This window comes from Phenylobacterium sp. (assembly GCF_036677185.1).
Lineage (GTDB): Bacteria > Pseudomonadota > Alphaproteobacteria > Caulobacterales > Caulobacteraceae > Phenylobacterium.
Window position 1 is genome coordinate 87,318 of record NZ_JAKFEN010000021.1, and the last position, 20,399, is coordinate 107,716.

21 protein-coding genes are annotated in these 20,399 nt (G+C 67.0%); 9 read left to right on the top strand and 12 right to left on the bottom strand.

The window, feature by feature from the left end; translation table 11 throughout:
• Positions 1-3: 3 nt before the first annotated feature.
• On the bottom strand, positions 4-2,133 hold the full coding sequence (locus V6M51_RS12405; RefSeq protein WP_332767573.1) for a TonB-dependent receptor: 2,130 nt from the start codon (positions 2,131-2,133) through the stop codon (positions 4-6).
• 344 nt (positions 2,134-2,477) lie between these two features.
• Between V6M51_RS12405 and V6M51_RS12410 the strand changes: the two genes are divergently transcribed.
• The 4 genes from V6M51_RS12410 to V6M51_RS12425 all read left to right on the top strand — a co-directional run bounded on the left by V6M51_RS12410 (position 2,478) and on the right by V6M51_RS12425 (position 7,015).
• Positions 2,478-4,505 carry a carbon starvation CstA family protein gene (locus tag V6M51_RS12410; protein ID WP_332767575.1) on the top strand — a complete coding sequence of 676 codons (2,028 nt, stop codon included), beginning with the start codon at positions 2,478-2,480 and terminating at the stop codon, positions 4,503-4,505.
• Entirely contained in the window at positions 4,502-4,711 is a 210-nt protein-coding gene (locus V6M51_RS12415) for a YbdD/YjiX family protein (RefSeq protein ID WP_332767576.1), read from the top strand. The genes V6M51_RS12410 and V6M51_RS12415 overlap by 4 nt, the downstream gene beginning before the upstream one ends.
• Before the next feature lie 101 nt (positions 4,712-4,812).
• Positions 4,813-5,517 carry a GntR family transcriptional regulator gene (locus tag V6M51_RS12420; RefSeq protein WP_332767577.1) on the top strand — a complete coding sequence of 235 codons (705 nt, stop codon included), beginning with the start codon at positions 4,813-4,815 and terminating at the stop codon, positions 5,515-5,517.
• A 223-nt stretch (positions 5,518-5,740) separates the two neighbouring features.
• Complete coding sequence (locus V6M51_RS12425) at positions 5,741-7,015, top strand: MFS transporter (RefSeq protein ID WP_332767579.1); 1,275 nt, start codon at positions 5,741-5,743, stop codon at positions 7,013-7,015.
• A gap of 174 nt (positions 7,016-7,189) precedes the next feature.
• On the opposite strand, the gene V6M51_RS12430 is transcribed toward V6M51_RS12425, so the two are convergent.
• Positions 7,190-7,441: a helix-turn-helix domain-containing protein gene (locus V6M51_RS12430; protein ID WP_332767580.1), complete on the bottom strand. Its 252-nt coding sequence runs from the start codon at positions 7,439-7,441 to the stop codon at positions 7,190-7,192.
• Here V6M51_RS12430 and V6M51_RS12435 point away from each other — a divergent pair.
• Positions 7,404-8,720 (top strand): type IV secretory system conjugative DNA transfer family protein, encoded by a 1,317-nt coding sequence (locus tag V6M51_RS12435; RefSeq protein ID WP_332767581.1) that lies wholly within the window; start codon positions 7,404-7,406, stop codon positions 8,718-8,720. The two genes, V6M51_RS12430 and V6M51_RS12435, sit on opposite strands and share 38 nt — an antisense overlap.
• 70 nt (positions 8,721-8,790) lie before the next feature.
• On the opposite strand, the gene V6M51_RS12440 is transcribed toward V6M51_RS12435, so the two are convergent.
• Complete coding sequence (locus V6M51_RS12440) at positions 8,791-9,822, bottom strand: relaxase/mobilization nuclease domain-containing protein (RefSeq protein WP_332767583.1); 1,032 nt, start codon at positions 9,820-9,822, stop codon at positions 8,791-8,793.
• Complete coding sequence (locus V6M51_RS12445; protein ID WP_332767585.1) at positions 9,819-10,349, bottom strand: hypothetical protein; 531 nt, start codon at positions 10,347-10,349, stop codon at positions 9,819-9,821. The genes V6M51_RS12440 and V6M51_RS12445 overlap by 4 nt, the downstream gene beginning before the upstream one ends.
• Positions 10,350-10,647: 298 nt before the next feature.
• On the opposite strand from V6M51_RS12445, the gene V6M51_RS12450 reads away from it, so the two are divergent.
• Complete coding sequence (locus V6M51_RS12450) at positions 10,648-11,115, top strand: mobile mystery protein A (RefSeq protein ID WP_332767587.1); 468 nt, start codon at positions 10,648-10,650, stop codon at positions 11,113-11,115.
• A complete protein-coding gene (locus V6M51_RS12455; RefSeq protein ID WP_332767588.1) occupies positions 11,112-11,708 on the top strand; it encodes a mobile mystery protein B in 597 nt (198 codons plus the stop codon). The genes V6M51_RS12450 and V6M51_RS12455 overlap by 4 nt, the downstream gene beginning before the upstream one ends.
• A gap of 116 nt (positions 11,709-11,824) precedes the next feature.
• On the opposite strand, the gene V6M51_RS12460 is transcribed toward V6M51_RS12455, so the two are convergent.
• On the bottom strand, positions 11,825-12,259 hold the full coding sequence (locus tag V6M51_RS12460; protein ID WP_332767590.1) for an NIPSNAP family protein: 435 nt from the start codon (positions 12,257-12,259) through the stop codon (positions 11,825-11,827).
• A gap of 35 nt (positions 12,260-12,294) precedes the next feature.
• Between V6M51_RS12460 and tauD the strand changes: the two genes are divergently transcribed.
• Entirely contained in the window at positions 12,295-13,200 is a 906-nt protein-coding gene (tauD, locus tag V6M51_RS12465; RefSeq protein ID WP_332767592.1) for a taurine dioxygenase, read from the top strand.
• Here tauD and V6M51_RS12470 read toward each other — a convergent pair.
• The 7 genes from V6M51_RS12470 to V6M51_RS12500 all read right to left on the bottom strand — a co-directional run bounded on the left by V6M51_RS12470 (position 13,181) and on the right by V6M51_RS12500 (position 19,139).
• Entirely contained in the window at positions 13,181-13,693 is a 513-nt protein-coding gene (locus tag V6M51_RS12470; RefSeq protein ID WP_332767593.1) for a hypothetical protein, read from the bottom strand. The two genes, tauD and V6M51_RS12470, sit on opposite strands and share 20 nt — an antisense overlap.
• Before the next feature lie 140 nt (positions 13,694-13,833).
• Positions 13,834-14,334: a gluconokinase gene (locus V6M51_RS12475; RefSeq protein WP_332767595.1), complete on the bottom strand. Its 501-nt coding sequence runs from the start codon at positions 14,332-14,334 to the stop codon at positions 13,834-13,836.
• The gene (locus V6M51_RS12480) at positions 14,331-16,691 is read right to left on the bottom strand and encodes a transketolase (protein ID WP_332767597.1); all 2,361 of its coding nucleotides are present in this window, start codon (positions 16,689-16,691) and stop codon (positions 14,331-14,333) included. The genes V6M51_RS12475 and V6M51_RS12480 overlap by 4 nt, the downstream gene beginning before the upstream one ends.
• Before the next feature lie 116 nt (positions 16,692-16,807).
• Positions 16,808-17,005, bottom strand: coding sequence for a hypothetical protein (locus V6M51_RS12485; RefSeq protein WP_332767599.1), 198 nt, complete (start codon positions 17,003-17,005; stop codon positions 16,808-16,810).
• Positions 17,006-17,052: 47 nt separating this feature from the next.
• Positions 17,053-17,733, bottom strand: coding sequence for a spermidine synthase (locus tag V6M51_RS12490; protein ID WP_332767601.1), 681 nt, complete (start codon positions 17,731-17,733; stop codon positions 17,053-17,055).
• A gap of 53 nt (positions 17,734-17,786) precedes the next feature.
• Positions 17,787-18,476: a VOC family protein gene (locus V6M51_RS12495; protein WP_332767603.1), complete on the bottom strand. Its 690-nt coding sequence runs from the start codon at positions 18,474-18,476 to the stop codon at positions 17,787-17,789.
• Positions 18,477-18,494: 18 nt separating this feature from the next.
• On the bottom strand, positions 18,495-19,139 hold the full coding sequence (locus V6M51_RS12500; protein ID WP_332767604.1) for a TetR/AcrR family transcriptional regulator: 645 nt from the start codon (positions 19,137-19,139) through the stop codon (positions 18,495-18,497).
• 89 nt (positions 19,140-19,228) lie between these two features.
• On the opposite strand from V6M51_RS12500, the gene V6M51_RS12505 reads away from it, so the two are divergent.
• Positions 19,229-20,380, top strand: coding sequence for an alpha/beta hydrolase family protein (locus V6M51_RS12505; RefSeq protein WP_332767606.1), 1,152 nt, complete (start codon positions 19,229-19,231; stop codon positions 20,378-20,380).
• The last annotated feature ends 19 nt before the right edge of the window (positions 20,381-20,399 follow it).

Consider the following 20,399-nt stretch of genomic DNA (forward strand, 5'->3'; position numbering starts at 1 on the left):
TGGCTATTCGAAGCGATAGGAGAGGCTGACGCCCCAGGTGCGCGGAGGCCCGTAGATCACCGGCCGCTGTGACAGGATCACCTGCGGTCCGACGTATTGGATCTCCGCCTCGTCCAGGACATTGCGAACGAAGATCGCGGCTTCCCAGTCCCCCTGGTCGGGAATCCAGCCCAGCCGCAGGTCGATCAGGTCCTTGCCTGGACGAATGCCGAACCGCTCGTCGGCCGGCGCGTCGTGGGCCACGTCGCTCCGGGTCACGTAGTCGATGCGGAGCTGAGCCGCGCCGGCGTCGGCGATGGTTGGGCTCGTGAGGACCGCCGAGGCCGAGAAGGTCCAGTCCGGCATCTTCGCGAGCGAGGCGCCGGACAGATCGTTTCCATCCTCGTCGACGAACTCGTCATAGGTCCCGTCGTAGGCTGAGTAGGCCGCCGACAGGTTCACGTAACGATTGGGCCGCGCCACGGCCTCGATCTCGACGCCGCGGATCGTGGCCTTGCCCATGTTGGCGATGACCTCCACCCCGCCCGCGGTGAACGATCCCGTCTGGATATCGGTGTAGCGCATGTCGAACGCCGTCACGTTGAGCCGGAGGCGGTCGTCCAGGAGTTGCGTGCGGACACCCGCCTCGAAATTGGTCACCTTCTCCTCGTCGAACGACGTGGTGGCGGCGATCAGGTTCGAGGGTTCCGGATTGAACCCGCCGGATTTGTAGCCCTGCGACACCGTCCCATAGGCCATGACGTCCTCGTTGAACCGGTATTCCAGCGACAGGCGTCCTGTCGGCTGCTCCCAACTGTCGCTGACGGAAGCGGTCAGAGGCTGGGACGGATCTTCCACGAAGAAGGGGGCGAACGGACCGTTGGCGCGGTTGTCGACCCAGAAGTCCTTCTCGTCGCGGGAAAACCGGCCGCCCAGGGTCAGCTTGAGGGCAGGCGTCATCCGCCACACCGCTTCCCCGAAGAGACCGTAGCCTCGGGCGCTGCTGGTCTGGCGCAGGCTCTGCGTCGTCGGTCCGAAGGTCGTGCTGGCCGAGCCGACGCGGTCATAACCGAAGGCGACGTCCTCCTCGAGATAGAAGGCGCCGGCCACCCAGTAGAGCCGGTCCCCCAGCAGCTCGCCGTCGAGGCGCAGCTCCTGGGAGAAGACGTCGGCGGCGTTCCTGACATCGACGATGTTGAAGCCGATGGGCGAGCCCTGGAAGAAGTGGTTGTCCCCACGTCGGAAGGCGGTCAGCGACGTCAGCTTCGCCCAGCCGAACGGCAGGATCAGCTCATTGGACAGGCCCCAGACGTCGCGGTCGAAGAAGCTGCCGCCCGGCGTCGTGACGATCCGATACGGATCGGTGCTCGGCTCGACATAGTCTGGCCGGAACGGCGGTCCCAGCAGCGGCAGGGTCGGGTCGTAGGACTTCCAGGGTCCGGTGTCGCCGTGGCGCTCGCGGCTGGCGTGCAGGCGAAGGGTCGTCGAGGCGTCGTCGCCGAACCGCCGTTCGAAGGTCAGGCGGCCGGCCAGGGCCTGGCGGTGGTCCACGTCACGTCCCGTGGCGACGTCGGTGCTGTACCCATCGCGGCTGTTGTAGTGGATCGCCAGGCGCGCGGAGGTCTGGTCGTCCAGGACAAGATCCCCGCCGGCGTTCAGCGTAAATGCGCCGAAGTCGCCGATCTCCAGGGCCGCGTCGCCGCTTGGCGATGCGGCCGGCCGGCGATTGATGACGTGCAAGACCCCGCCCGTCGCGTTGCGGCCATATGTGGTGCCCTGCGGTCCCCGAAGCACCTCCACCCGCTCGACATCGAACATCGGCGCGCCGCGCAGGAAGTCGCGCGAGATGACCTCGCCATCGACCATCATCAGGACGCCGGAATCCGAGGCCGCCCCCTCCCCGCCCGAGGAGATGCCCCGCACCGACAGCACCGGTTCAGCGGCGTTGATGAAGGTGAAGGTCGCCCCCGGCGTCAGGGCCAGGACGTCGCGCATGTCGACAAGGCCACGCCTCTGCAGATCCGACCCCGACACCGCGCTTACCGCGAGCGGGACATCCTGAAGGGTTTCAGCCCGGCGTTGCGCCGTGACGATGACTTCCTCGACAACTGCGCTCTCATCCTGCGCCCAGGCGACATCCGAAAGTATCGACATGGCAGCGCCCGCCACAAGCGATGATCTCTTCCAGTTCATGGCTTTCCCCAATCAGTGTCAGGGAGAGGACATCACTTCCCTGATCTTCGTTATGTTTCGACGCGTGCCCACGACGTCCTGCGGCGACTATGCGTTGGGACGGCTCAGCCGATCTGATCGGCGGGACGCGATACGCCGTAAATGACCGGAGCGTCCGACGGCGTCAACATAAAATCGATATTTTCTTCTTTTACCGTTTTTATGAAGCGTAACTGGCGGTAGGTTCGCGCCTCAAGTCCGGCGGGGCAGCCCTTCGTCGAGCATCATGAAGAGGTCGGGAAATGCTACGCGCCCATGGGGTTTGGATGATCTTGGCGTTCGTCGGCGCGGGAGCCCTCGCGGTCATCGCCGCGGGCCGCGGCGAGCAGATCAACGCCCTGTGGATCCTGGCCGCCGCGATCTCGACCCACCTGATCGCCTATCGCTATTACAGCCTCTACATCGCCAGGCGGGTGCTCGGTCTCGACCCCGCCCGTCCGACCCCCGCGGTCGTGCAGAACGACGGGCTCGACTATGTGCCGACCCATCGCAACGTGCTCTTCGGCCATCACTTCGCGGCCATCGCCGGCGCCGGTCCGCTGGTCGGTCCGGTGCTCGCCGCGCAGATGGGCTACCTGCCTGGACTGTTGTGGATTCTGGCGGGCGTGGTCCTGGCGGGCGCGGTGCAAGACTTCATCGTGCTGTTCATCTCCACCCGGCGCGGCGGCCGCTCGCTTGGAGAGCTGATCCGCGAGGAGATGGGCGCGGTCGCCGGCGTGATCGCCCTGGTCGGGGTGTTCATGATCATGGTGATCATCCTGGCGGTGCTGGCGCTCATCGTGGTGAAAGCCCTCGCCCAGAGTCCGTGGGGCGCCTTCACGGTCGCCGCGACCGTGCCGATCGCGCTGATCATGGGCGTGTACATGCGCTACTTGCGTCCAGGCCGCGTCGCCGAGGTCTCCGTGTTCGGCGTTCTCATGCTGATCCTGGCGATCGTCCTTGGTCAGCGGGTCGCCGCCTCGCCCATGCTCGCCGAGATATTCGCCCTCTCCGCGGTCCAGCTCTGCTGGATCCTGATCGGCTACGGCTTCCTCGCCGCCGTCCTGCCGATCTGGCTCTTGCTTGCGCCCCGCGACTATCTGTCCACCTTCCTGAAGATCGGCGCGATCCTGGCCCTGGCCATCGGGATCGTCCTGATGCGGCCCGAGCTGAAGATGCCCGCGGTTACCTCGTTCGCGGGCGGCGGCGGTCCGGTCTGGGCAGGCTCGCTCTTCCCCTTTCTGTTCATCACCATCGCCTGTGGCGCGGTCTCGGGCTTTCACGCCCTGATCTCGTCGGGCACGACACCCAAGCTGCTGTCCAGTGAGGCCGACGCCCGCTTCATCGGTTTCGGCGCCATGCTGGCCGAGTCCTTCGTGGCGGTCATGGCCTTGGTCGCTGCCGCGATCCTGGACCCCGGCGTCTATTTCGCCATGAACAGCCCCGCCGCGGTGATCGGAACCACGCCGGAAAGCGCCGCCGCGGCGGTGACCGCAATGGGCTTTCCCGTCACCGCTCAATCCCTTTCGGCGATCACGGCGGCGGTCGGCGAGAGCACGATCATCTCAAGGGCCGGGGGTGCGCCGACCCTGGCAGTCGGCATGGCGCAGATCTTCTCTCACGTGCTCGGCGGCCCGACGGCGATGGCCTTCTGGTATCATTTCGCCATCCTATTCGAGGCCCTGTTCATCCTGACCGCGGTGGATGCGGGAACCCGGGCGGGCCGATTCATGCTGCAGGACCTGCTGGGCGTGTTTGCGCCGCGTTTCCGCGACACCCGGTCCTGGACGAACAACCTGATCGCCACGGGGCTGTGCGTCGGCGCATGGGGGTTCTTTCTTCACCAGGGGGTGACCGATCCCCTGGGCGGGGTGAACACCCTCTGGCCCCTGTTCGGCATCGCCAATCAGATGCTGGCGGCGGTGGCGCTGATCCTGGCCACGGCGGTGCTCTTCAAGATGAAGCGGCGGCGTTATGCGTGGGTGACGGTGCTGCCGGCGGCCTGGCTTGTCATCTGCACCATGACGGCGGGCTGGCTGAAGCTGTTCTCTTCCGATCCCGCCTTGGGGTTCCTCGCCCACGCCGATCGGTTCGCGGCCGCCCGCCGCGCGGGACGGATTCTCGCGCCCGCCCAGAGCCTCGAGGAGATGGGTGCGATCATCATGAATGACCGGATCGACGCCGCCCTTTGCGCCCTCTTCATGGGCGTGGTCCTCGCGATGCTCGCTTGCGGAACGGCAAGTTGCAGACGCGCCCTTCGCACACCGCCCCAAGAGTTGGGCGGAACCCCAATGATGCGGACCGAACTGCGATGAGCAACACGCCCTCTCCGTTTCGAGCCTTCGCACGATGCGTGTGCGAGGGCGCGCGCCTCATGGTCGGGGTCCCGGACTACCAGGCCTATTGCGCCCATGTCGCCCGGAGCCACCCAAACGCGCCGCCCATGACCTCCGCCGAGTTCTTCCGAGATCGGCAGGACGCCAGATACCGTGGCGACCAAGGCGGGTTCCGCTGCTGCTAGCCGCCGGAATATCGACAATGATCCCGAATATGGATAGCCAGTACCGGCGCAGGAACGGGCGGGCTGGGCCCCGCGACAGCTACCGGCGTCCATAAGGCCTCATGTCCGACACCGCTGACGATACCGAGCCTCAGACCCTCTCCACGAGAGCCGCCGAAGGCATATCCTCCGCCATCATCCGGGGCGAGCTCGCGCCGGGTTCGCGCCTGGCGATCAAGGCCTTGTCAGCGCGGCTAGGCATTGGCCCGACCCCGGTCAGAGAGGCGCTCACCGGCCTCGCGGGCCGGGGCATGGTCGTCGGGATGGTCCAACGGGGTTTCCGGGTCGCCGCAGTCAGCGAGGCCGATCTGCGCGACCTGATCGCGGCGCGCACGGTCATAGAGACCGGCGCGCTGCGTGACGCCATCGCCGCCGGAGGCGCTGACTGGGAGGCCGGGATCGCCGCGGCGCTTCAGCGGCAGAAGCACTTTTCGCGCTCGCCGCCAGATACGATCGAGGCCCGCGTCGCGGCCTTCGAGGACCTTAACCGCGACTTCCATACCGCCCTCATCGCCGCCTGCGGGTCGTCGAGGCTCATCGCCCTCAACAACGAATTGCACGATCAGGCGCAGCGATATCGCAACCTCATGCTTCGGGTGCGGGATGTGAGCCCGAACGTCTATGACGAACACCGGGAGCTGGCCGAGCTCGCCCTCAGTCGAGACGCCGACGCAGCCTGCGCGCGCTTGGCGGCGCACAACTCCATTACGCTTAACATGATCTACGGCGCCGGAGCGGCGCTTGGGTCGGCGGTGCTCACCGACTGACTCTGAGGTGGACGCCGCGATCGCCGGCGTCCCGCCGACATTCCCCTGATCGAGCACGTGCTGCGGGGCAGAGAGGGCTTCCCTCTCTCTGGACACGCCGTTCAACCGCGCGGGTCTTGCGCCAATCACAATATATCGTTGTACATCGTAAATATCGATATTATCAGCTTATGTCGATTCTACCTTTCGCGCGCTCCCGGCTCGCCCTGCCTATCGAGGCCTCATGACCATCAGTTCCGCGCGCTCCCCCACGCCGCCGCACCTGCGAACCGCCGCACCCTCCGCGGCGCGCCATGAGTTCGGCGCGGGCTGGTCGGTTGTGCTCGTCGCCTTCGTGGGCATCGCCGCAGGACTCAGCAGCACCTTCTTCTATTCCACCGGGCTCTTCATGAAGCCGATCGCCGAGGAGTTCGGTTGGGGTCGCGGAGACGTCGGGCTCGGCCCGTTGCTGACTACGGTCCTTACCGCCCTGCTGGCCCCCTTGGTCGGCCGCCTGGTCGACCGCTATGGAACCTGGAACGTCGTCCTGCCTTCGATGGCTGGACTGTCCGCCGGCTTGTTTCTCATCGCCTTCGCGACGCAGGGATTCACGTCCTACTTGCTGCTCATGGGACTGCTGGCGCTCTTAGGCGCCGGCACGACCCCTCTGCCTTTCACGCGGGCCGTGGTGGGCGCCTTTCGGGCGCACCGCGGACTGGCCCTCGGTCTCGCCATATCCGGCAGCGGTGTCGGCGCGGCCCTCGTTCCCATGTTCCTCACGCCCTACATCCTCGAGCTTGGATGGCGCGGCGGCTACATGATCCTCGCGGCGGTCGTCGCCGCGGGCCTCGTTGTCGTCCTAACGCTCGTCTTGGTTGCACGTCTCAGCGTCGGTCCGTCCGCCGCCGCGCCCCTGGCGCACCAACCGGCCGACCTGTCGTCGGGCAGAGAGACACCCCTCCTCCGCGACCGGGCCTTCCTCGTGCTCTCGGCCATCTTTTTCCTCGCCGCGTCAGCGATCATGACCGTGATCATCCACTTCGTGCCGATGCTCACCGACGCCGGCATGACCCCGGCGCGCGCCGGCGCGCTGGCCGGGACGATCGGAGCGGCTGTGATCGTCGGTCGGATCGTCGCGGGCTTCCTTCTCGATCGCGTTCGCGCCGAGGCCCTCGCCGCGGTCCTGTTCCTGTCGGTGGCGGTGGCCATGCTTCTGTTGTTGATCGGCGGCGCCGACCTGGCCCTGGCCGCAGCCATCGCCGCCGGCCTCGGGGTCGGCGCCGAGATCGACCTCATGGCCTACCTCGCCGCCCGCCACTTTCCCCTCAGGCGATACGGCGCGGCCTATGGCGCGCTCTACGCCATATTCCTTGTGGGTGCGTCCCTGGGCCCAACAGTCACCGGTTACCTCTTCGACTTTACCGGGGACTACCGGCTGGCGCTGATCCTCTGCGCCGCCAGCCTGGGAGGGGCCACGATGCTCCTTACGGCCATCCCCAAACCTCGGTTGGCGATCTAGATGGGGTCAGCTGCGCGATCCGTGGGCGCGGCTGAACATCGCCCGGCGGGTCCGCTTCTTGGGAGCTTGCAAGAACGAGCTCTGCCGGAAAGCGGACCTTTCCAAAGTCTCGGTTGAGCCCCAAGCCGACGGTTCGACTCCCCGCATGGAGGCAGCAGAACGCCCAAGCGGCCGCTAGCGATTGACGAGCGCGACCTCCGTCACGCCGAGCGCATGCGCGATCTTCTCAAGGACGTTCAGCGTGATGTTTCGGTGTCCATTCTCGACGCCAGACAGGTAGGTCACGTGGATCCCAGCGCGGTGCGCAAGCTCATCCTGAGGCAAACCTAGCCTCTCACGCTCGCGCCGAATGTTGTGGCCGACGACCACCCGCAAGGGCGTAGGCGTCGTGATCCCCAATCTCCTGACCTGGGCTGACAGCGTCATCGTTCTCGACGTCAAGCGCGAGAACTGGGTCGCCAGCGCCGGCTTCCGCGCGGCCCACGGCCAGGAGGTGCTGCTGTTTGATCCGCTAGCCCCGGACGGCGCCACCGCCCGGTTCAACCCGTTGGCCCATATTCCGCGTCAGGATCCCATCGCCGTGCTTGATGAACTGCAAAAGATCGCGGCCATGCTGTTTCCTGTGACCGAGCGGGCCGATCCGTTCTGGTCGGAGGCCGCGCGAACAGCCTTTATCGGCGTGGGCGCCTACATCGCCGAGACCGAAGGGCTCCCGTTCACGTTCGGGGAGATCTACCGCAACCTGACCAATGACGACCCACGAACACGCTTCCCACGGGAGATAGAGGCGCGCTCGCGGAGCGAACACCCACTCTCATCGGGCTGCGTCAGCGCGCTCTCGGACTTCTGCGGCGCAAGCGAGAAGACCTTCACCTCAGTCAAGCAGACCGCAACGGCACGCCTCGGGCTCTGGCTGAACCCGCGCGTGGATCAGGCCACCTCCGTTTCGGATTTCGATCTGTGTCAAATGAGGACCGGGCCGACCTCGCTCTACCTCGCGACGACGCCGGACAATCTCGTCCGTGTGGCGCCGCTCTATAATCTCCTGCTTCAGCTTTTTGTGGACCTCAACACCCGATCCGTTCCGGTAAGCGGGGAAGGACGTCCGCAAGTGCTTGTCCTGCTCGACGAGTTCGCGCGCCTAGGGCACACGGGCGTCATCGCCCACGGCTTCTCTTTCCTGGCAGGCTACGGAATCCGGCTTCTGGCGGTTCTGCAAAGCCCCTCTCAGCTACGCGGCGCTCACGGGCGCGATCTCGCCGACGAGATCATTGGAAACTGCGGCGTCGAGATTCTCTTCGCGCCAAAGGAAATCGAAGTCGCTCGGGCCTTGAGCGAACGCCTCGGCTACTATGATCTGAAAAGCTCGTCTCGATCGCGCCCGTTAGGCCTAGCCGCGGGCCGACGCACCGTCACCGAGTCCACGGCGCGTCGGGCCCTGATGCTGCCGCAGGAGCTGATCACGCTTCCCGACAAGCAGGCGCTCATCCTTCGCGCGGGCATGCCGCCGGTCCGCGCCCGCAAGCTGCGTTACTACAGCGCCAACGCGTTTCGCCGTCGCGTCCTGCCCCCACCGTCCATACCGGCCCGACCGCTAGGGATGGTCAATCCGCCTTCCCGCCTTGAGCAGACCGAAGACAACCTGGCCGAAGATCGCATTGATCATTCCGCCTTCGCCCAATCCCTTGGGACGCCGTTGGATTAAGCAGCGATTGAGCTGTCCATGTCAGCTCGCAGGCTGCGTTCCAACGACGCTCCAGGCCTTCGCCCTCCCCTCAGCGCTCATGTCCCTCATCGCGGGCGATCTGGTGTTCACGATTGGCGGGGCCTCTGGCGCGGGCTTCGCGAAGCTCCTTCGCCAACAGGTGGAAACGGTTCTCCGGCGCCGGCATGGATAGCGCGAAGCTCGCCACCTTCAGCGACAGCGCCTGATCGGCGGGATCTGGGGACTTGGCCAAAAGTTTCGCCGCCAGCCCATAGGCCGCTCGCGTGGTCATCCAGCGTTCCCGCAGTTGGACATTCCAGGGGTCAGCATCGTGCGGGGGCTCGGACGCCGCCCTTGCCGCCTGTTCGCGCGCGGCGGCCAGGACCCTGGGTTCGTCGCCGAGCCCCAGCTCATGGCGCTCACGCATCATGCGCACCGTCGTCCGTTCGGACTTGATGACCACGCCCCGCGCCCGCCGCGGCGTGGCCTCGGCCTCGACGCCGCGGACTCTCAGAGCCTCGGCGAAGGTCTGTCGCCATTGATCCAGGTCCGCCTTGGACGGGTTCAACCGCTCTCCCGAATCGCCGAGGGCGCGGACGGCCACGTGGACGTGCGGGTGGCCCACATCGAGATGCGGAGCCAAGACGTAGTCAAACTTCTGCCCGAAGGAGGCTGCGACAAACTCGCGAGCGGCGGCGAAGACCTCGTCTGGGCTCACACCTTCAGGCATCGAGACGACGAGAGAACGCGAGAGCGGCGTGCGCTCCTGCCGCCGACCATCGACATCAGCCCCCCAAGCCCAGTCCGCCGCCAGCTCCTGCTGCGCCTGGCGGCTCACCAGGACCTCGCCGCCCCGCCCCTCCAGCGGCAGGTCGCCTCGACGGGAGATATAGTCCAGATGAGCCTTCAACCCTTTTGCGCCGCGCGTGGCGCCGGTCACCTTCACCACGACTTCAGGCGCGCGCACGACGATGCGCGCAAGCCTCGCCTTGGTGGCGATCGGCGATCCCGTCGCAATGATCGCGTCCTTGGCGAAAGCCCGATGGTTGGCGACCGGACGCCAGATGTCCTCAAACCCGCGGATCGGACGGATTTCGGTCATTCTCTCCCCTGCCAATAGGCCAGATTACCTTCGAGACCTGCTCGCAGACCGCTCATGTGATCGCGAACCTCCTGCGCCAGTCGCTCGACCCGGGCGGCCTGATCGCTCGCCTGTGCTGATCCGAGTTCTTCCAACTGCCGCGCAATTTGAGACAGGGTGACGCCTATCCGCCGCAGCTCGGAGTGGCTCCTGATGATCGAGAGTTCGCCCTCGCGAGAAAAACGCGGGCCGCCTGAGGCTCGTCGATGCACCACGGCGGCGATCCAGCTTGAGCGATGCAGGCCCATGGCGAAGGCCTCCTCCTCAATCCAGGCGGCGTCCGAGGGCGTTAGGTAAGTCCGCACCTTGACCGTCCGGTCGTCGGGCGGCCGTGAGGTGGCCGGCCTTGCCGGCGGCGGCGGCGGCCTCCCTGCCACGGCCTCCTCGACGAGGCGGCGGAGGAAACCCGCGCGGCCTCCGTCAATTCGCGCGCTCGCGTCGACCGCCCTGGCGACCTCCGCAGTCACGTTCACCTTCAGGAGGGGCAAGGCGATACCACCGATTGTGACCTAAACGGTCCACAGGGTGGCCTTGTTTCGCGCCTTTTCAGACACCGTAGGTCTACGGGTTCGGGCGCGTCACTCGCAGATGTCCAACTCCGCCTTGCAGCGAGCGACACCACAGCTTCTGTCTACTTATAGGTGATATTTCTTCTTATAAAATATCACCTATAAGTGTATACCAGATGCTTTTCTCATCACTAATGTATAGTGAATCAATCTGAAAATATCACCTACCTATGATATTATACTTGACAATATATCACATATAAATGATTTTTAATTCATGGGAACTCAAGCTGACCGATCCGTCCTAGCACGCAAGCACCTTGAGCGCCGCCTGAGCGCCTGGAGGGGCATCGACGCGGCCCGTCCCCCGAAGGGCTGGGTGCGCGCCATACGAGACGCCTTCGGGATGACAGCGGTGCAAATGGCTGCGCGGCTTGGTGTCGTTCAATCCCGCATCACCGCGCTGGAACAGGCCGAAGCCAATGACGCGATCACCCTCAAATCATTGCGGCAAGCCGCCGAGGCGCTTGACTGCACCCTTGTCTACGCCCTCGTGCCCAACGAGCCCATCGACGACCTTCTTCGTGATCGAGCGGCGCGGATCGCCGACGAGCAGATCGCCCGCGCGCACCACTCGATGCGCCTTGAGGATCAGGCCCTTGATCCACGGGATCTCGCCGCGGCCCGCACGAGCCTGGTCAACGAACTGCTCCATGCGCCGCGTCGCCTTTGGGACCAACGATGACCGACTGGCTCGCAGACGCGCAAGGGGATGGCGCGGCAACCCCACTGACGCCGGCTGAACGTGAGGGGCTAATTCCGACCTACATCACCAACCGGGCGGAGCTGAACGAGGCGGAGCAACTCAATATCCTGGAAGCCGACACATGGGCTTTTCGTCGCAAGCGCGACGTCCTCGATCACGGCCTCCTGGTCTCGCTGCACAAGCGCATGCTGGGCAAGGTCTGGCGCTGGGCCGGCGCATTCAGCGGTGAAGTGAATCGACGCATTGGCGTGGATTACTGGCTTATCGAAGCCGAATTGCGCCAACTTCTCGATGACGTGCGCTACTGGGCCGAAAATCAAACCTTTCCGCCAGATGAGATCGCCGTGCGGTTCCACCACCGGCTGGTGGTGATTCATCCCTTCCCAAACGGGAATGGTCGTCTTTCCCGGCTCGCTTCGGACCTGCTTGCCGTGCAGCTCGGCCAAGAGCGCTTTACGTGGGGGAGAGCAATTCTCGTCGAGGCGGCGGAAACCCGCCGCCTGTATGTGGCGGCGCTTCGGGCAGCGGACATGCACGATATCGGGCCTCTCCTTGCCTTTGCTCGTAGCTAGACACGAAGATGGGCACGGAGAGCTCACCGCATCGTTTTGTTAGGAATCCCCGAAATCGCCAGGGTGAGCCTGTGCCGGTCCGGGTAGGCGCAGGTTCGGCGAATAGGGCGTCATGATCAGGGTCCGGTCTGGATCGCGCCCATCACCGGACCATGCTCCTCGCGGCTCTTGGCCTTGATGTCCGACCATTCCTTGTCGGCCATGAACCCGGCCCAACGCTCGGCCATGACCTCGCGGTCGGGCCACTCGAGCAGGTAGACGAACTCGGTCTTGGATCCCGCCTTGGCCTCCCACATGGCCTGGATCTTGAAGTCATGGCGTTTCATGATGCGGGCCGCGTGGTCTCGGACCCGGGCGTGGAAGGCGGCCTCCTGCCCCGCGGCGACAGCGTAGATCCGTAGCTGGTGGACGGGCGCGGCGCTCGCGGGCGCGGTCCAGGCGGTGAGCGCGAATACGCCGCGGCGAGCGCGCCGCGCAGGGAGCTTGAAGACATCCGGGGTTTCCTTGACCTCGTTGAACCCGAGGGATGGCGGCTGCGCCGAGCAGATCAAGCCCGCCCTTGGCCCGCCAGACCTGAGGGGCTTAGATGGCGGAGCCTCTCGGAGCCAAGACCATGCCCAAGTTCGCCATCAAGCCGCTGACGCCTACCATCGGGGCCGTGATCGAAGGCTGCGACCTCGCCCAACGCCTGGACGACGAACAGCTCGCCGAGATCCGCGGCGCCCTGCTGAAGCACCAGGTGATCTTCTTCGAGGGCCAGCAGATGAGCCCGGTCCAGCACCGGGACTTCGCCGCCCGGTTCGGGGCTCTGCACACCCATCCGCTCTATCCGGGCGTGCCCGAGGCTCCGGAGCTGTTCATCCTGGACAACCACAAGGACAACCCGACCGACAACGACAGCTGGCACACCGACGTCACCTTCATCGAGACCCCGCCCATGGCCTCGATCCTCTACGCCAAGCATCTGCCGCCCTCGGGGGGCGACACCATCTGGTCGAACATGAAGGCGGCCTATGAGGCCCTGTCGCCCACGTTCCGGGAGTTTCTGTCCGGCCTGGACGCGGTCCACGACTTCGCCCGCGGCTTCCCGCAGCGGGGGATCGTCGCCAAGGGCGCGGGCGAAGACAGGCACGCCAAGGCGCTGGCCGAGCACCCGCCGGTGCTGCACCCGGTGATCCGCACCCATCCGGAGACCGGCGAGGACGGGCTGTTCGTCAATTTCGGCTTCACCGACCGCATCAAGGGCCTGCGCCGCAAGGAAAGCGACGCCATCCTCAACATGCTATTCGAGCACATCCAGAAGCCGGAATTCCTGGTTCGCTGGCGCTGGAGCGAGAACGCGGTGGCGTTCTGGGACAACCGGGTGACCCAACACTATGCGGTCAACGACTACCTGCCCCACCGCCGTATCATGAACCGCGCCACGGTGCTGGGCGACCGGCCCTATCACCGCTCACGCATGCCGGCCGGAGTCAGGGCTGCCGCGGAGTAGCCACCATGGCGAACTCACGACCGCCAAGGCTCGCCAGGGCCGAAGCGCAGGCCTGACTGGCGGCGCTCTGGTCGTCGGCCTTGTAGCGCAGGGTGGTGACGGCGAGCGCGCCGGCCTTGCCGTCCAACATCTGGATGGCGGTGTCGGCCAGGGTCTCGCGCGTATAGACCGCGCTCAGGCAGGCGTCGCGGACGGCGCCGGGCGCGTGGGTCTTCTGCAGCGCGCCGAACGCGGTGAGGCAGGCGGCCTTGGTCGCGCCCACCGCGGCGCGAGCGCCAGCCTGGGGCGAGGCGGAGACCGCCAACTGATCGATATGACCGCCGGCCCGGTTCATGGCCTGTTCGCAGGGTTCGACGATGCCGCGAACGTCCTGGACCACCTGGGCGGCGCTCGGCGCGGCGGCGGCGACCTGGGTGAGCGGAACATTGCGAGCGGGCTGGCTGCAGGCGGCGGCCAGGACCAACAGGCTTGCGAGGACGAGGTTTCGGAACACGGGGAGGACTCCGGGGATTTTCAGTCTTAGCTACGGAGCCCGAGACAGAATTGACGCCTCCCCGCGTCAAAAATCCTTGGGCAGAGCCCCACATAGTAGCGTCGAGGGGTTACGCCAAGGTTGCCTGACATTTCAAATTTCTAATGTGGCGCGAATTCCACGATCCGCGCGCAGACCTCGTCCACCACCGTTTCGACTGGGCGCGCGACGTCCACCAGCCAGGCGTCGTCGGGCGGCGTCAGGGCCGCAAACTGGCTCGCCAGCAGGCTTTTCCCGGCGAAGTGGCCATGGCGGCCGGCCAGGCGCGCGCCGATCAGCTCGGGCTCGCCGGACAGCAGGATGTAGCGCACGGCGCCGTCGAACCCCGCCTCCAGCCAGGCACGCACGCTAGGGGTGAGCGCCGAGCAGGCGAGGATCATCATTGACCCATCGGACCCCGCCAGGGCCGCCGTGAGGGCCTCGATCCACGGCCGGCGGTCCGCATCGGTAAGCGGCTGGCCCGCGGCCATCTTCTCGCGATTGGCCTCGAGGTGAAAATCGTCGGCCTCAACGAACGGCAAGCCCAAACGCTCGGCCGCCGCCCGGCCGATGGTGGACTTGCCGCTGCCGGCCACCCCCATGAGGACGATGAGCGTCCTCATGCGTCGTGGAGGAACAGGCCGGCGCAGGCCTCGACGATGGCCTGGGCGTCCAGGCGGTAGCGGCGGTAGAGGTCGGTGAGGTCGCCCACCTGGCCAAACTCATCCAGGCCGAGCGGACTGACTCGCTGGCCCAGCACCCCGCCCAGCCAGGAGAGCGCGCCGGGAGAACCATCGATCACCGTGACCAGGCCCGCGCCGGGGGCGAGTTCGGCGAGCAGCTTGGCCGCATGGCTCCGGCGCGGCGCCTCGCCGCCCCAACGGGCGCGCTGCGAGCCCATCCAGTCACGGTGCAGCAGGCCCGGCGAGACCACGTTCAGCACCCCGATCCCGCCGAAGTCCTCGGCCAGTTGGTCGGCGGCCTCCAGCACCTCGGGGGCCACCGCGCCGCAGAAGACGATGGCGGCCTCGGCGTCCGCGCCCGGCTTGCGCAGCCAGTAGGCGCCCTTGAGCGCCTCGTCGCGCCAGGCGTCGTCCTGGCGCTCGACCTGCGGGAAGGACCGCGTGGTCAGGCGCAGATAGACAGAGCCGCCGTCATCGGCCTGCATGTGCTCGAAGGACCAGCGCATGACCTCGGCCAGTTCGTCGACGAAGGCCGGTTCGAAATAGGTGAGCTTGGGCTGGCCGATGCCGATCACCGGGGAGTGGATCGACTGGTGCGCCCCGCCCTCGGGACCGAGGGTCAAGCCGGAGGGCGTGGCCACCAGCATGAAGCGGGCGTCTTGGTAGCAGGCATAGTTGAGCGCATCGAGGCCGCGGGCGATGAACGGGTCATAGACCGTGCCGATGGGCAGCAGCCGCTCGCCCCAGATCGCGCCCGCCAGGCCAAGCGCCGCCAGGTTGAGGAACAGGTTGTTCTCGGCGATGCCCAGCTCGATATGCTGGCCCGCGCGCCCGCCGATCCATTTCTGGGTCGAGGGGATCTTGGCGTCGCGGAACACGTCGCGGGTCTCACGGCGGCGGAACAGGCCACGGTGGTTCACGAAGCCGCCGAGATTGGTCGAGACCGTCACGTCGGGCGAGGTGGTCACCAGCCGGCCGGCGATGGGATGATCCAGCTTCGACAGGTCCAGCAGGATCCGCCCGAAGGCGGCCTGGGTCGACTGCTCCTTGCCGTCCGGCGACGGGAACTCGGACCGGGTGGGAATGGGGACGACCGGCGCGACCGGCCTCCGGTCAGCGGGCTGGGCGAAGGGCGAGGCCTCGACGAAGGCGCGAAGCGCGTCGGCCTCCTGCGTCGGCACACCGGCATAGGGCTCCCATTCCTCGCCTTCCGGCACGCCCAGGGCCTGACGCAGGGCCTCCACCTGGTTGGGGGTCATCAGGCCGGCATGGTTGTCCTTGTGGCCGGCCAGGGGCAGGCCGAAGCCCTTGATGGTGTAGGCGATGAACAGGGTGGGCGTGTCATCGGCCGAGGCCTGCGCATAGGCCTCCAGCAGGGTCTCGACGCAGTGACCTCCCAGGCCGGTCATCAGGGCCGCCAGCCCCGGCTCGTCATAGCTGTCCAGCAGCGCCTTCACGTGAGGCCGCTCGCCGATGTCGCGCATCAGCCGCTCGCGCCAGTCGCCCTGGTAGGTCAGCGCCGCATAGTCGGCGTTGGGACAGGCGTCGATCCAGGTCCGCAGGTGCTCCCCGCCCGGCCGGGCGAAGGCGGCGAGCTGGGCCTTGCCGTGCTTGAGGTTCAGCACCCGCCAGCCGAAGGTGGCGAAGATGTCGTCGAACCGGTCGAACATGCGGTCGGCGGTGGTCGCGTCCAGGCTCTGGCGGTTGTAGTCGACGATCCACCAGGCGTTCTTGATGTCGTGCTTATAGGCCTCGATCAGGCACTCGTAGATATTGCCCTCGTCCAGCTCGGCGTCGCCCAGGGTCGCCACCATTCGGCCCTCGCGCGCCGGGTCCAGCCAGCCGTGGGCCTTCAGATAGTCCTGGGTCAGGGAGGCGAAGGCGGTGACCGCCACGCCGAGGCCGACCGAGCCCGTGGAGAAGTCGACATCGTCATGGTCCTTGGTCCGCGAGGGATAGGACTGGGCGCCGCCATAGGCGCGGAACCGCTCCAGCTGGTCGCGGGACTGGCGGCCCAGCAGGTATTGGATCGCGTGGAACACCGGGCTGGCGTGCGGCTTCACCGCCACCCGGTCCTGCGGTCGCAGGGCATGGAAATAAAGCGTCGCCAGGATGGTGGTCATCGAGGCGCAGGAGGCCTGGTGGCCACCCACCTTCAGCCCGTCTCTGCTGTTCCTCAGGTGGTTGGCGTTGTGGATCGTCCAGGTCGACAGCCAGCGCAGCCGCTCGTCCAGCCGGTTCAGATGCTCGACCGTGCGGTCGGCGGTAGGCGCGGTCTTCAGACTGGCGCGAGACATGGACGGCGGTTCCCTTGCGACCCCGCTGGCCTATCACGACCCCATGCGGAGAAATTTGCAAAGACAGCCGTCGCGCCCCTCAGTTCGGGGCAGATTCTGCCTTGGCGGGCCGGCGTTCAGGCCTCGGGCTCGCCGCGCGCGTCGATGCGGTCCTCGAGGTCGATGTCGTCGACGATGGCCCCGGCGGAATCGGTCATCTCGAAGGGCACGCCATCAGCGGTCAGCTCCTCCCACTTGGCGAGGGCCGCCTCTTCCGTATCGACCGTGTATGTCACCACGCGGCCGGGATGGCGGGCCGAAATCCTGTATGCCATGGCCCATCCTACGCGCGGCGCGGCCCAAGCGCGACGTCTGTCGTGGGTCAGCCGCCCGGCGCCGTGGCCAGCCAGATGACGTGGCGCGCGCCGCGGGTCCCACCGGTGGCCCGGACGCGCACCTCCTCGACCGCGAAACCCGCCCGGCGGAGCCGCTGGGTGAAGGCCGCGTTCGGCGCCGACGACCAGACGGCCAACACGCCGCCTGGCCGCAAGGCCCGACGGGCGGCGGTCAGCCCGGCCGGGTCATAGAGCCGGTCATTGGCCTTGCGGCTCAGGCCCTCGGGGCCGTTGTCGACGTCGAGCAGGATGGCGTCGTAGCTCGCCTGGCCCGATCCGATCAGGGCGCCGACATCGCCCTCGCGGATCGTCAGCCGCGGGTCCCGCAGGCATTCGCCGGAGATGTGGGCCATTGGTCCACGGGCCCAGGCGATCACCGCCGGAACCAGCTCGGCCACCGTGACCCGCGCCTCCGGACCCAGGTTTTCCAGTGCCGCACGCAGGGTGAATCCCATGCCGAAGCCGCCGATCAGCAGGTGGGACTTCGGCCGATCGCGGAGGCGTTCGCAGGCCAGGGTGGCCAAGGCCTTTTCGGACCCGCTGAGCCGGCTGTTCATCAGCTCGATGCCACTCGACATGATCGAGAACTCGGCGCCGCGCTGCATGAGCCGCAGTTCGCCGCCGTCGTCGGGGACGGTCGTCGTATCGAGGTGAGTCCAGCGAATCATCGTGAGGGGCGTCCTTGATCACCCGCTGAAATACACCGACGCGCGAGCTCGCCTCAGGCCGGCTGCTTCACCGGCGGATCAGCGTAGGACGCCGACGCCGTGATCACCTCGTCAGGGACCGCGATCATCCTCAGATAGGCCTCCTTCGGATAGGCCATGTGCGGCTTGTCCTCGGCATAGGCCGGCTGGGCCACCGGGCTTGGGCCCGCATAGGCCGCCGGGGCCCGGAAGCGGGCGGCCTCCGCGGCGTCGATGCCGGCCTTGGCGAGCACCGTGGGGTCGATCCAGGCCTCGGGATCGATGGCTTCCTGCGAGGTGGCGACCTCCAGGGTCATCTGGTCGGGACCCGCGAAGTAGATCGAGCGGCACATGCCGTGATCGATGGGGCCGATGACATTGATCCCGTGGCTACGGATGCGGTCGCGCATGGCGATCAGGTCGGCGTCGGTGTCCACCCCGAAGGCCAGGTGCTGCAGGGTGCCCGGCGCGCTGGGCAGGGCGCCGTTGCCGGCGTGGGTCTTGCCCAGCTCGATGGGGATCTTGTCCACGTCGGGAAGCTGCACGATCGAGAAGTAGGAGTGGTCGTTCATCCGCAGGAAGGCGTGCAGGCCGCCAGGCACGCCGTGCATGTCGAACAGGGCCACCAGCGGGCAACCCATGACCTCCGAGAAGAAGGCGATGTGCTTCTTGATGTCCCCGGCCATGAAGGCGAGGTGGTGGATGCCGGTCGGGTGCTGCGCCATGGGTTTCTCCCTGTCGGGTTATGTCGTGCGCGGGGTGAGCAGGCCGCCCAGCAGGGCGTCGATGATCAGGCGTTCGTGGGCCTCGCGGGCCGCCGGTTCCGACGGGTCGAGGCCGAAGCTCTTGCGCATCATGGGCGCCAGGTTGATGACCCCGGCGCCGGCCGCCTGCAGGGTGATGATCATGGTGGCGGCCGGGAACGGCTTCAGGGCGCCGGAATCGATTGCGGCCTGGGCGAGCTCGGCGAGGCGGCGATTGCGCGGCCCGATCAGGTGGGCGTCCAGCCAATCCAGCCGCTCGCCCCCCGCCATGCCTTCCAGCGCCACGATGCGGCCCAGCGCCGGGTGGTTCCAGGAGATGCGCAGGAAGAGCCGCATGGCCATGCGCAGCTGGGCCTCCGGAGGCGCGTCGGCGGCGGCCTCCAGCAGCCGCTCCTCCTCGGAGATCACCGCGCGGAGCTGCAGCATGGCCGCGCGCCAGAGCTGGTCCTTGTCGGCGAAATGATAGTGCAAGGTCGCCTGGGAAACGCCGGCCTCGGCGGCGATCTCGGCCATGGTGGCCCGCTCGAAGCCCAGGCGCGAGAACAGCTCCAGCGCCGCCTCGCGGATCCGCGCCGCGGTCTGCGGCCCCTTCCTCGCGGGCGCTTGGGCGACGGCCACGGACATCTGCCTTGACTCCATTGCCAGTATTCCTGACTTTCAAATCAGAAAAAGAAGCTCGCCGCAACACCGACAGGCAAGCCCGGGAGGAACCGATGGCGATCGTCCGCGAGCCCTACGGCTATTCCTACGCCGAGAAGAGCCGGCTGAAGGAGACCTATGGCGGCCCCGAGGGCCAGGTCTTCGTCGAGTGCATGCGCATCCGTCCGGACACGGGCGAGTCCAAGACCGTCATCCTGTTCAGCCACCCGATCGGCGGCGGCTCGTTCCTGCCGCTGGTGACCGCCCTGGCCCGCGCCGGCCGCCACGTCATCTATTGCAACACCCGCTATCGGGGAAACGACACGGCGCTGATCCTGGAGAAGTGCGTGCTGGACCTGGGCGCCTGCGTGGCCGACCTCAAGAAGCGGTTCGGCTACGAAAAGGTGGTGCTGGGCGGCTGGTCCGGGGGCGGGTCGCTGTCGATGTTCTACCAGGAGCAGGCCCAGCGGCCGACCATCACCGCCACCCCGGCCGGCGACCCGGTGGACCTCGTCGGCGCGAACCTGCAGCCGGCCGACGGCCTGCTGCTGCTGGCGGCCCACGTCAGCCGCTCGGTGACCATGACCGAGTGGCTCGATCCGTCGATCCTGGACGAAGACCGGCCCTTCGACCGCGATCCGGGCCTGAACATCTACAGTCCCGACTGCCCAGACCAAGCCCCCTATAGCGACGCCTTCGTGGCTCGATTCCGCGAAGCCCAGGTCGCCCGCAACCGCCGCATCACGGCGCGCGCCAAACAGACCCTGGCGGAGCTCAAGGCCGGCGGTGATCCCGACATGGAGCGGCCCTTCGTGGTCTACGGCACCATGTGCGACGTGCGTTGGACCGACCCGACCCAGGATCCGTCCGACCGCCGGCCCCACGCCTGCTATCTGGGCGAGCCGCGCATCGCCAATGACGGACCCGTGGGACTGGGCCGGTTCACGACCCTGCGCTCATGGCTGTCGCAATGGAGCTATGACGAGAGCCGGGCCAACGGGGTGCTGAACGCCGCCAACGTCACCTGCCCGTCCCTGACCATCAACAACACCGCCGACCTGGCCTGCACGCCCAGCCACGCCCGGCGGCTGTTCGCGGCCCTGGCCTCGGCGGATAAGACCTATGTCGATATCCAGGACGCCGACCACTACTACATGGAACGGCCGGACCTGCTGCCGCAGGCCACCGCAACGGTGACCGGCTGGCTGGACGAACGCGGCTTCTAGGTCGCCCCCGCCCAGCCCT

Coding starts and splice junctions, on each gene's coding strand:
- V6M51_RS12405 (WP_332767573.1), bottom strand. CDS start 2,133: ATGTCGATACTTTCGGATGTCGCCTGGGCGCAGGATGAGAGCGCAGTT.
- V6M51_RS12410 (WP_332767575.1), top strand. CDS start 2,478: ATGATCTTGGCGTTCGTCGGCGCGGGAGCCCTCGCGGTCATCGCCGCG.
- V6M51_RS12415 (WP_332767576.1), top strand. CDS start 4,502: ATGAGCAACACGCCCTCTCCGTTTCGAGCCTTCGCACGATGCGTGTGC.
- V6M51_RS12420 (WP_332767577.1), top strand. CDS start 4,813: ATGTCCGACACCGCTGACGATACCGAGCCTCAGACCCTCTCCACGAGA.
- V6M51_RS12425 (WP_332767579.1), top strand. CDS start 5,741: ATGACCATCAGTTCCGCGCGCTCCCCCACGCCGCCGCACCTGCGAACC.
- V6M51_RS12430 (WP_332767580.1), bottom strand. CDS start 7,441: ATGACGCTGTCAGCCCAGGTCAGGAGATTGGGGATCACGACGCCTACG.
- V6M51_RS12440 (WP_332767583.1), bottom strand. CDS start 9,822: ATGACCGAAATCCGTCCGATCCGCGGGTTTGAGGACATCTGGCGTCCG.
- V6M51_RS12450 (WP_332767587.1), top strand. CDS start 10,648: ATGGGAACTCAAGCTGACCGATCCGTCCTAGCACGCAAGCACCTTGAG.
- V6M51_RS12455 (WP_332767588.1), top strand. CDS start 11,112: ATGACCGACTGGCTCGCAGACGCGCAAGGGGATGGCGCGGCAACCCCA.
- tauD (WP_332767592.1), top strand. CDS start 12,295: ATGGCGGAGCCTCTCGGAGCCAAGACCATGCCCAAGTTCGCCATCAAG.
- V6M51_RS12475 (WP_332767595.1), bottom strand. CDS start 14,334: ATGAGGACGCTCATCGTCCTCATGGGGGTGGCCGGCAGCGGCAAGTCC.
- V6M51_RS12480 (WP_332767597.1), bottom strand. CDS start 16,691: ATGTCTCGCGCCAGTCTGAAGACCGCGCCTACCGCCGACCGCACGGTC.
- V6M51_RS12485 (WP_332767599.1), bottom strand. CDS start 17,005: ATGGCATACAGGATTTCGGCCCGCCATCCCGGCCGCGTGGTGACATAC.
- V6M51_RS12490 (WP_332767601.1), bottom strand. CDS start 17,733: ATGATTCGCTGGACTCACCTCGATACGACGACCGTCCCCGACGACGGC.
- V6M51_RS12495 (WP_332767603.1), bottom strand. CDS start 18,476: ATGGCGCAGCACCCGACCGGCATCCACCACCTCGCCTTCATGGCCGGG.
- V6M51_RS12500 (WP_332767604.1), bottom strand. CDS start 19,139: ATGTCCGTGGCCGTCGCCCAAGCGCCCGCGAGGAAGGGGCCGCAGACC.
- V6M51_RS12505 (WP_332767606.1), top strand. CDS start 19,229: ATGGCGATCGTCCGCGAGCCCTACGGCTATTCCTACGCCGAGAAGAGC.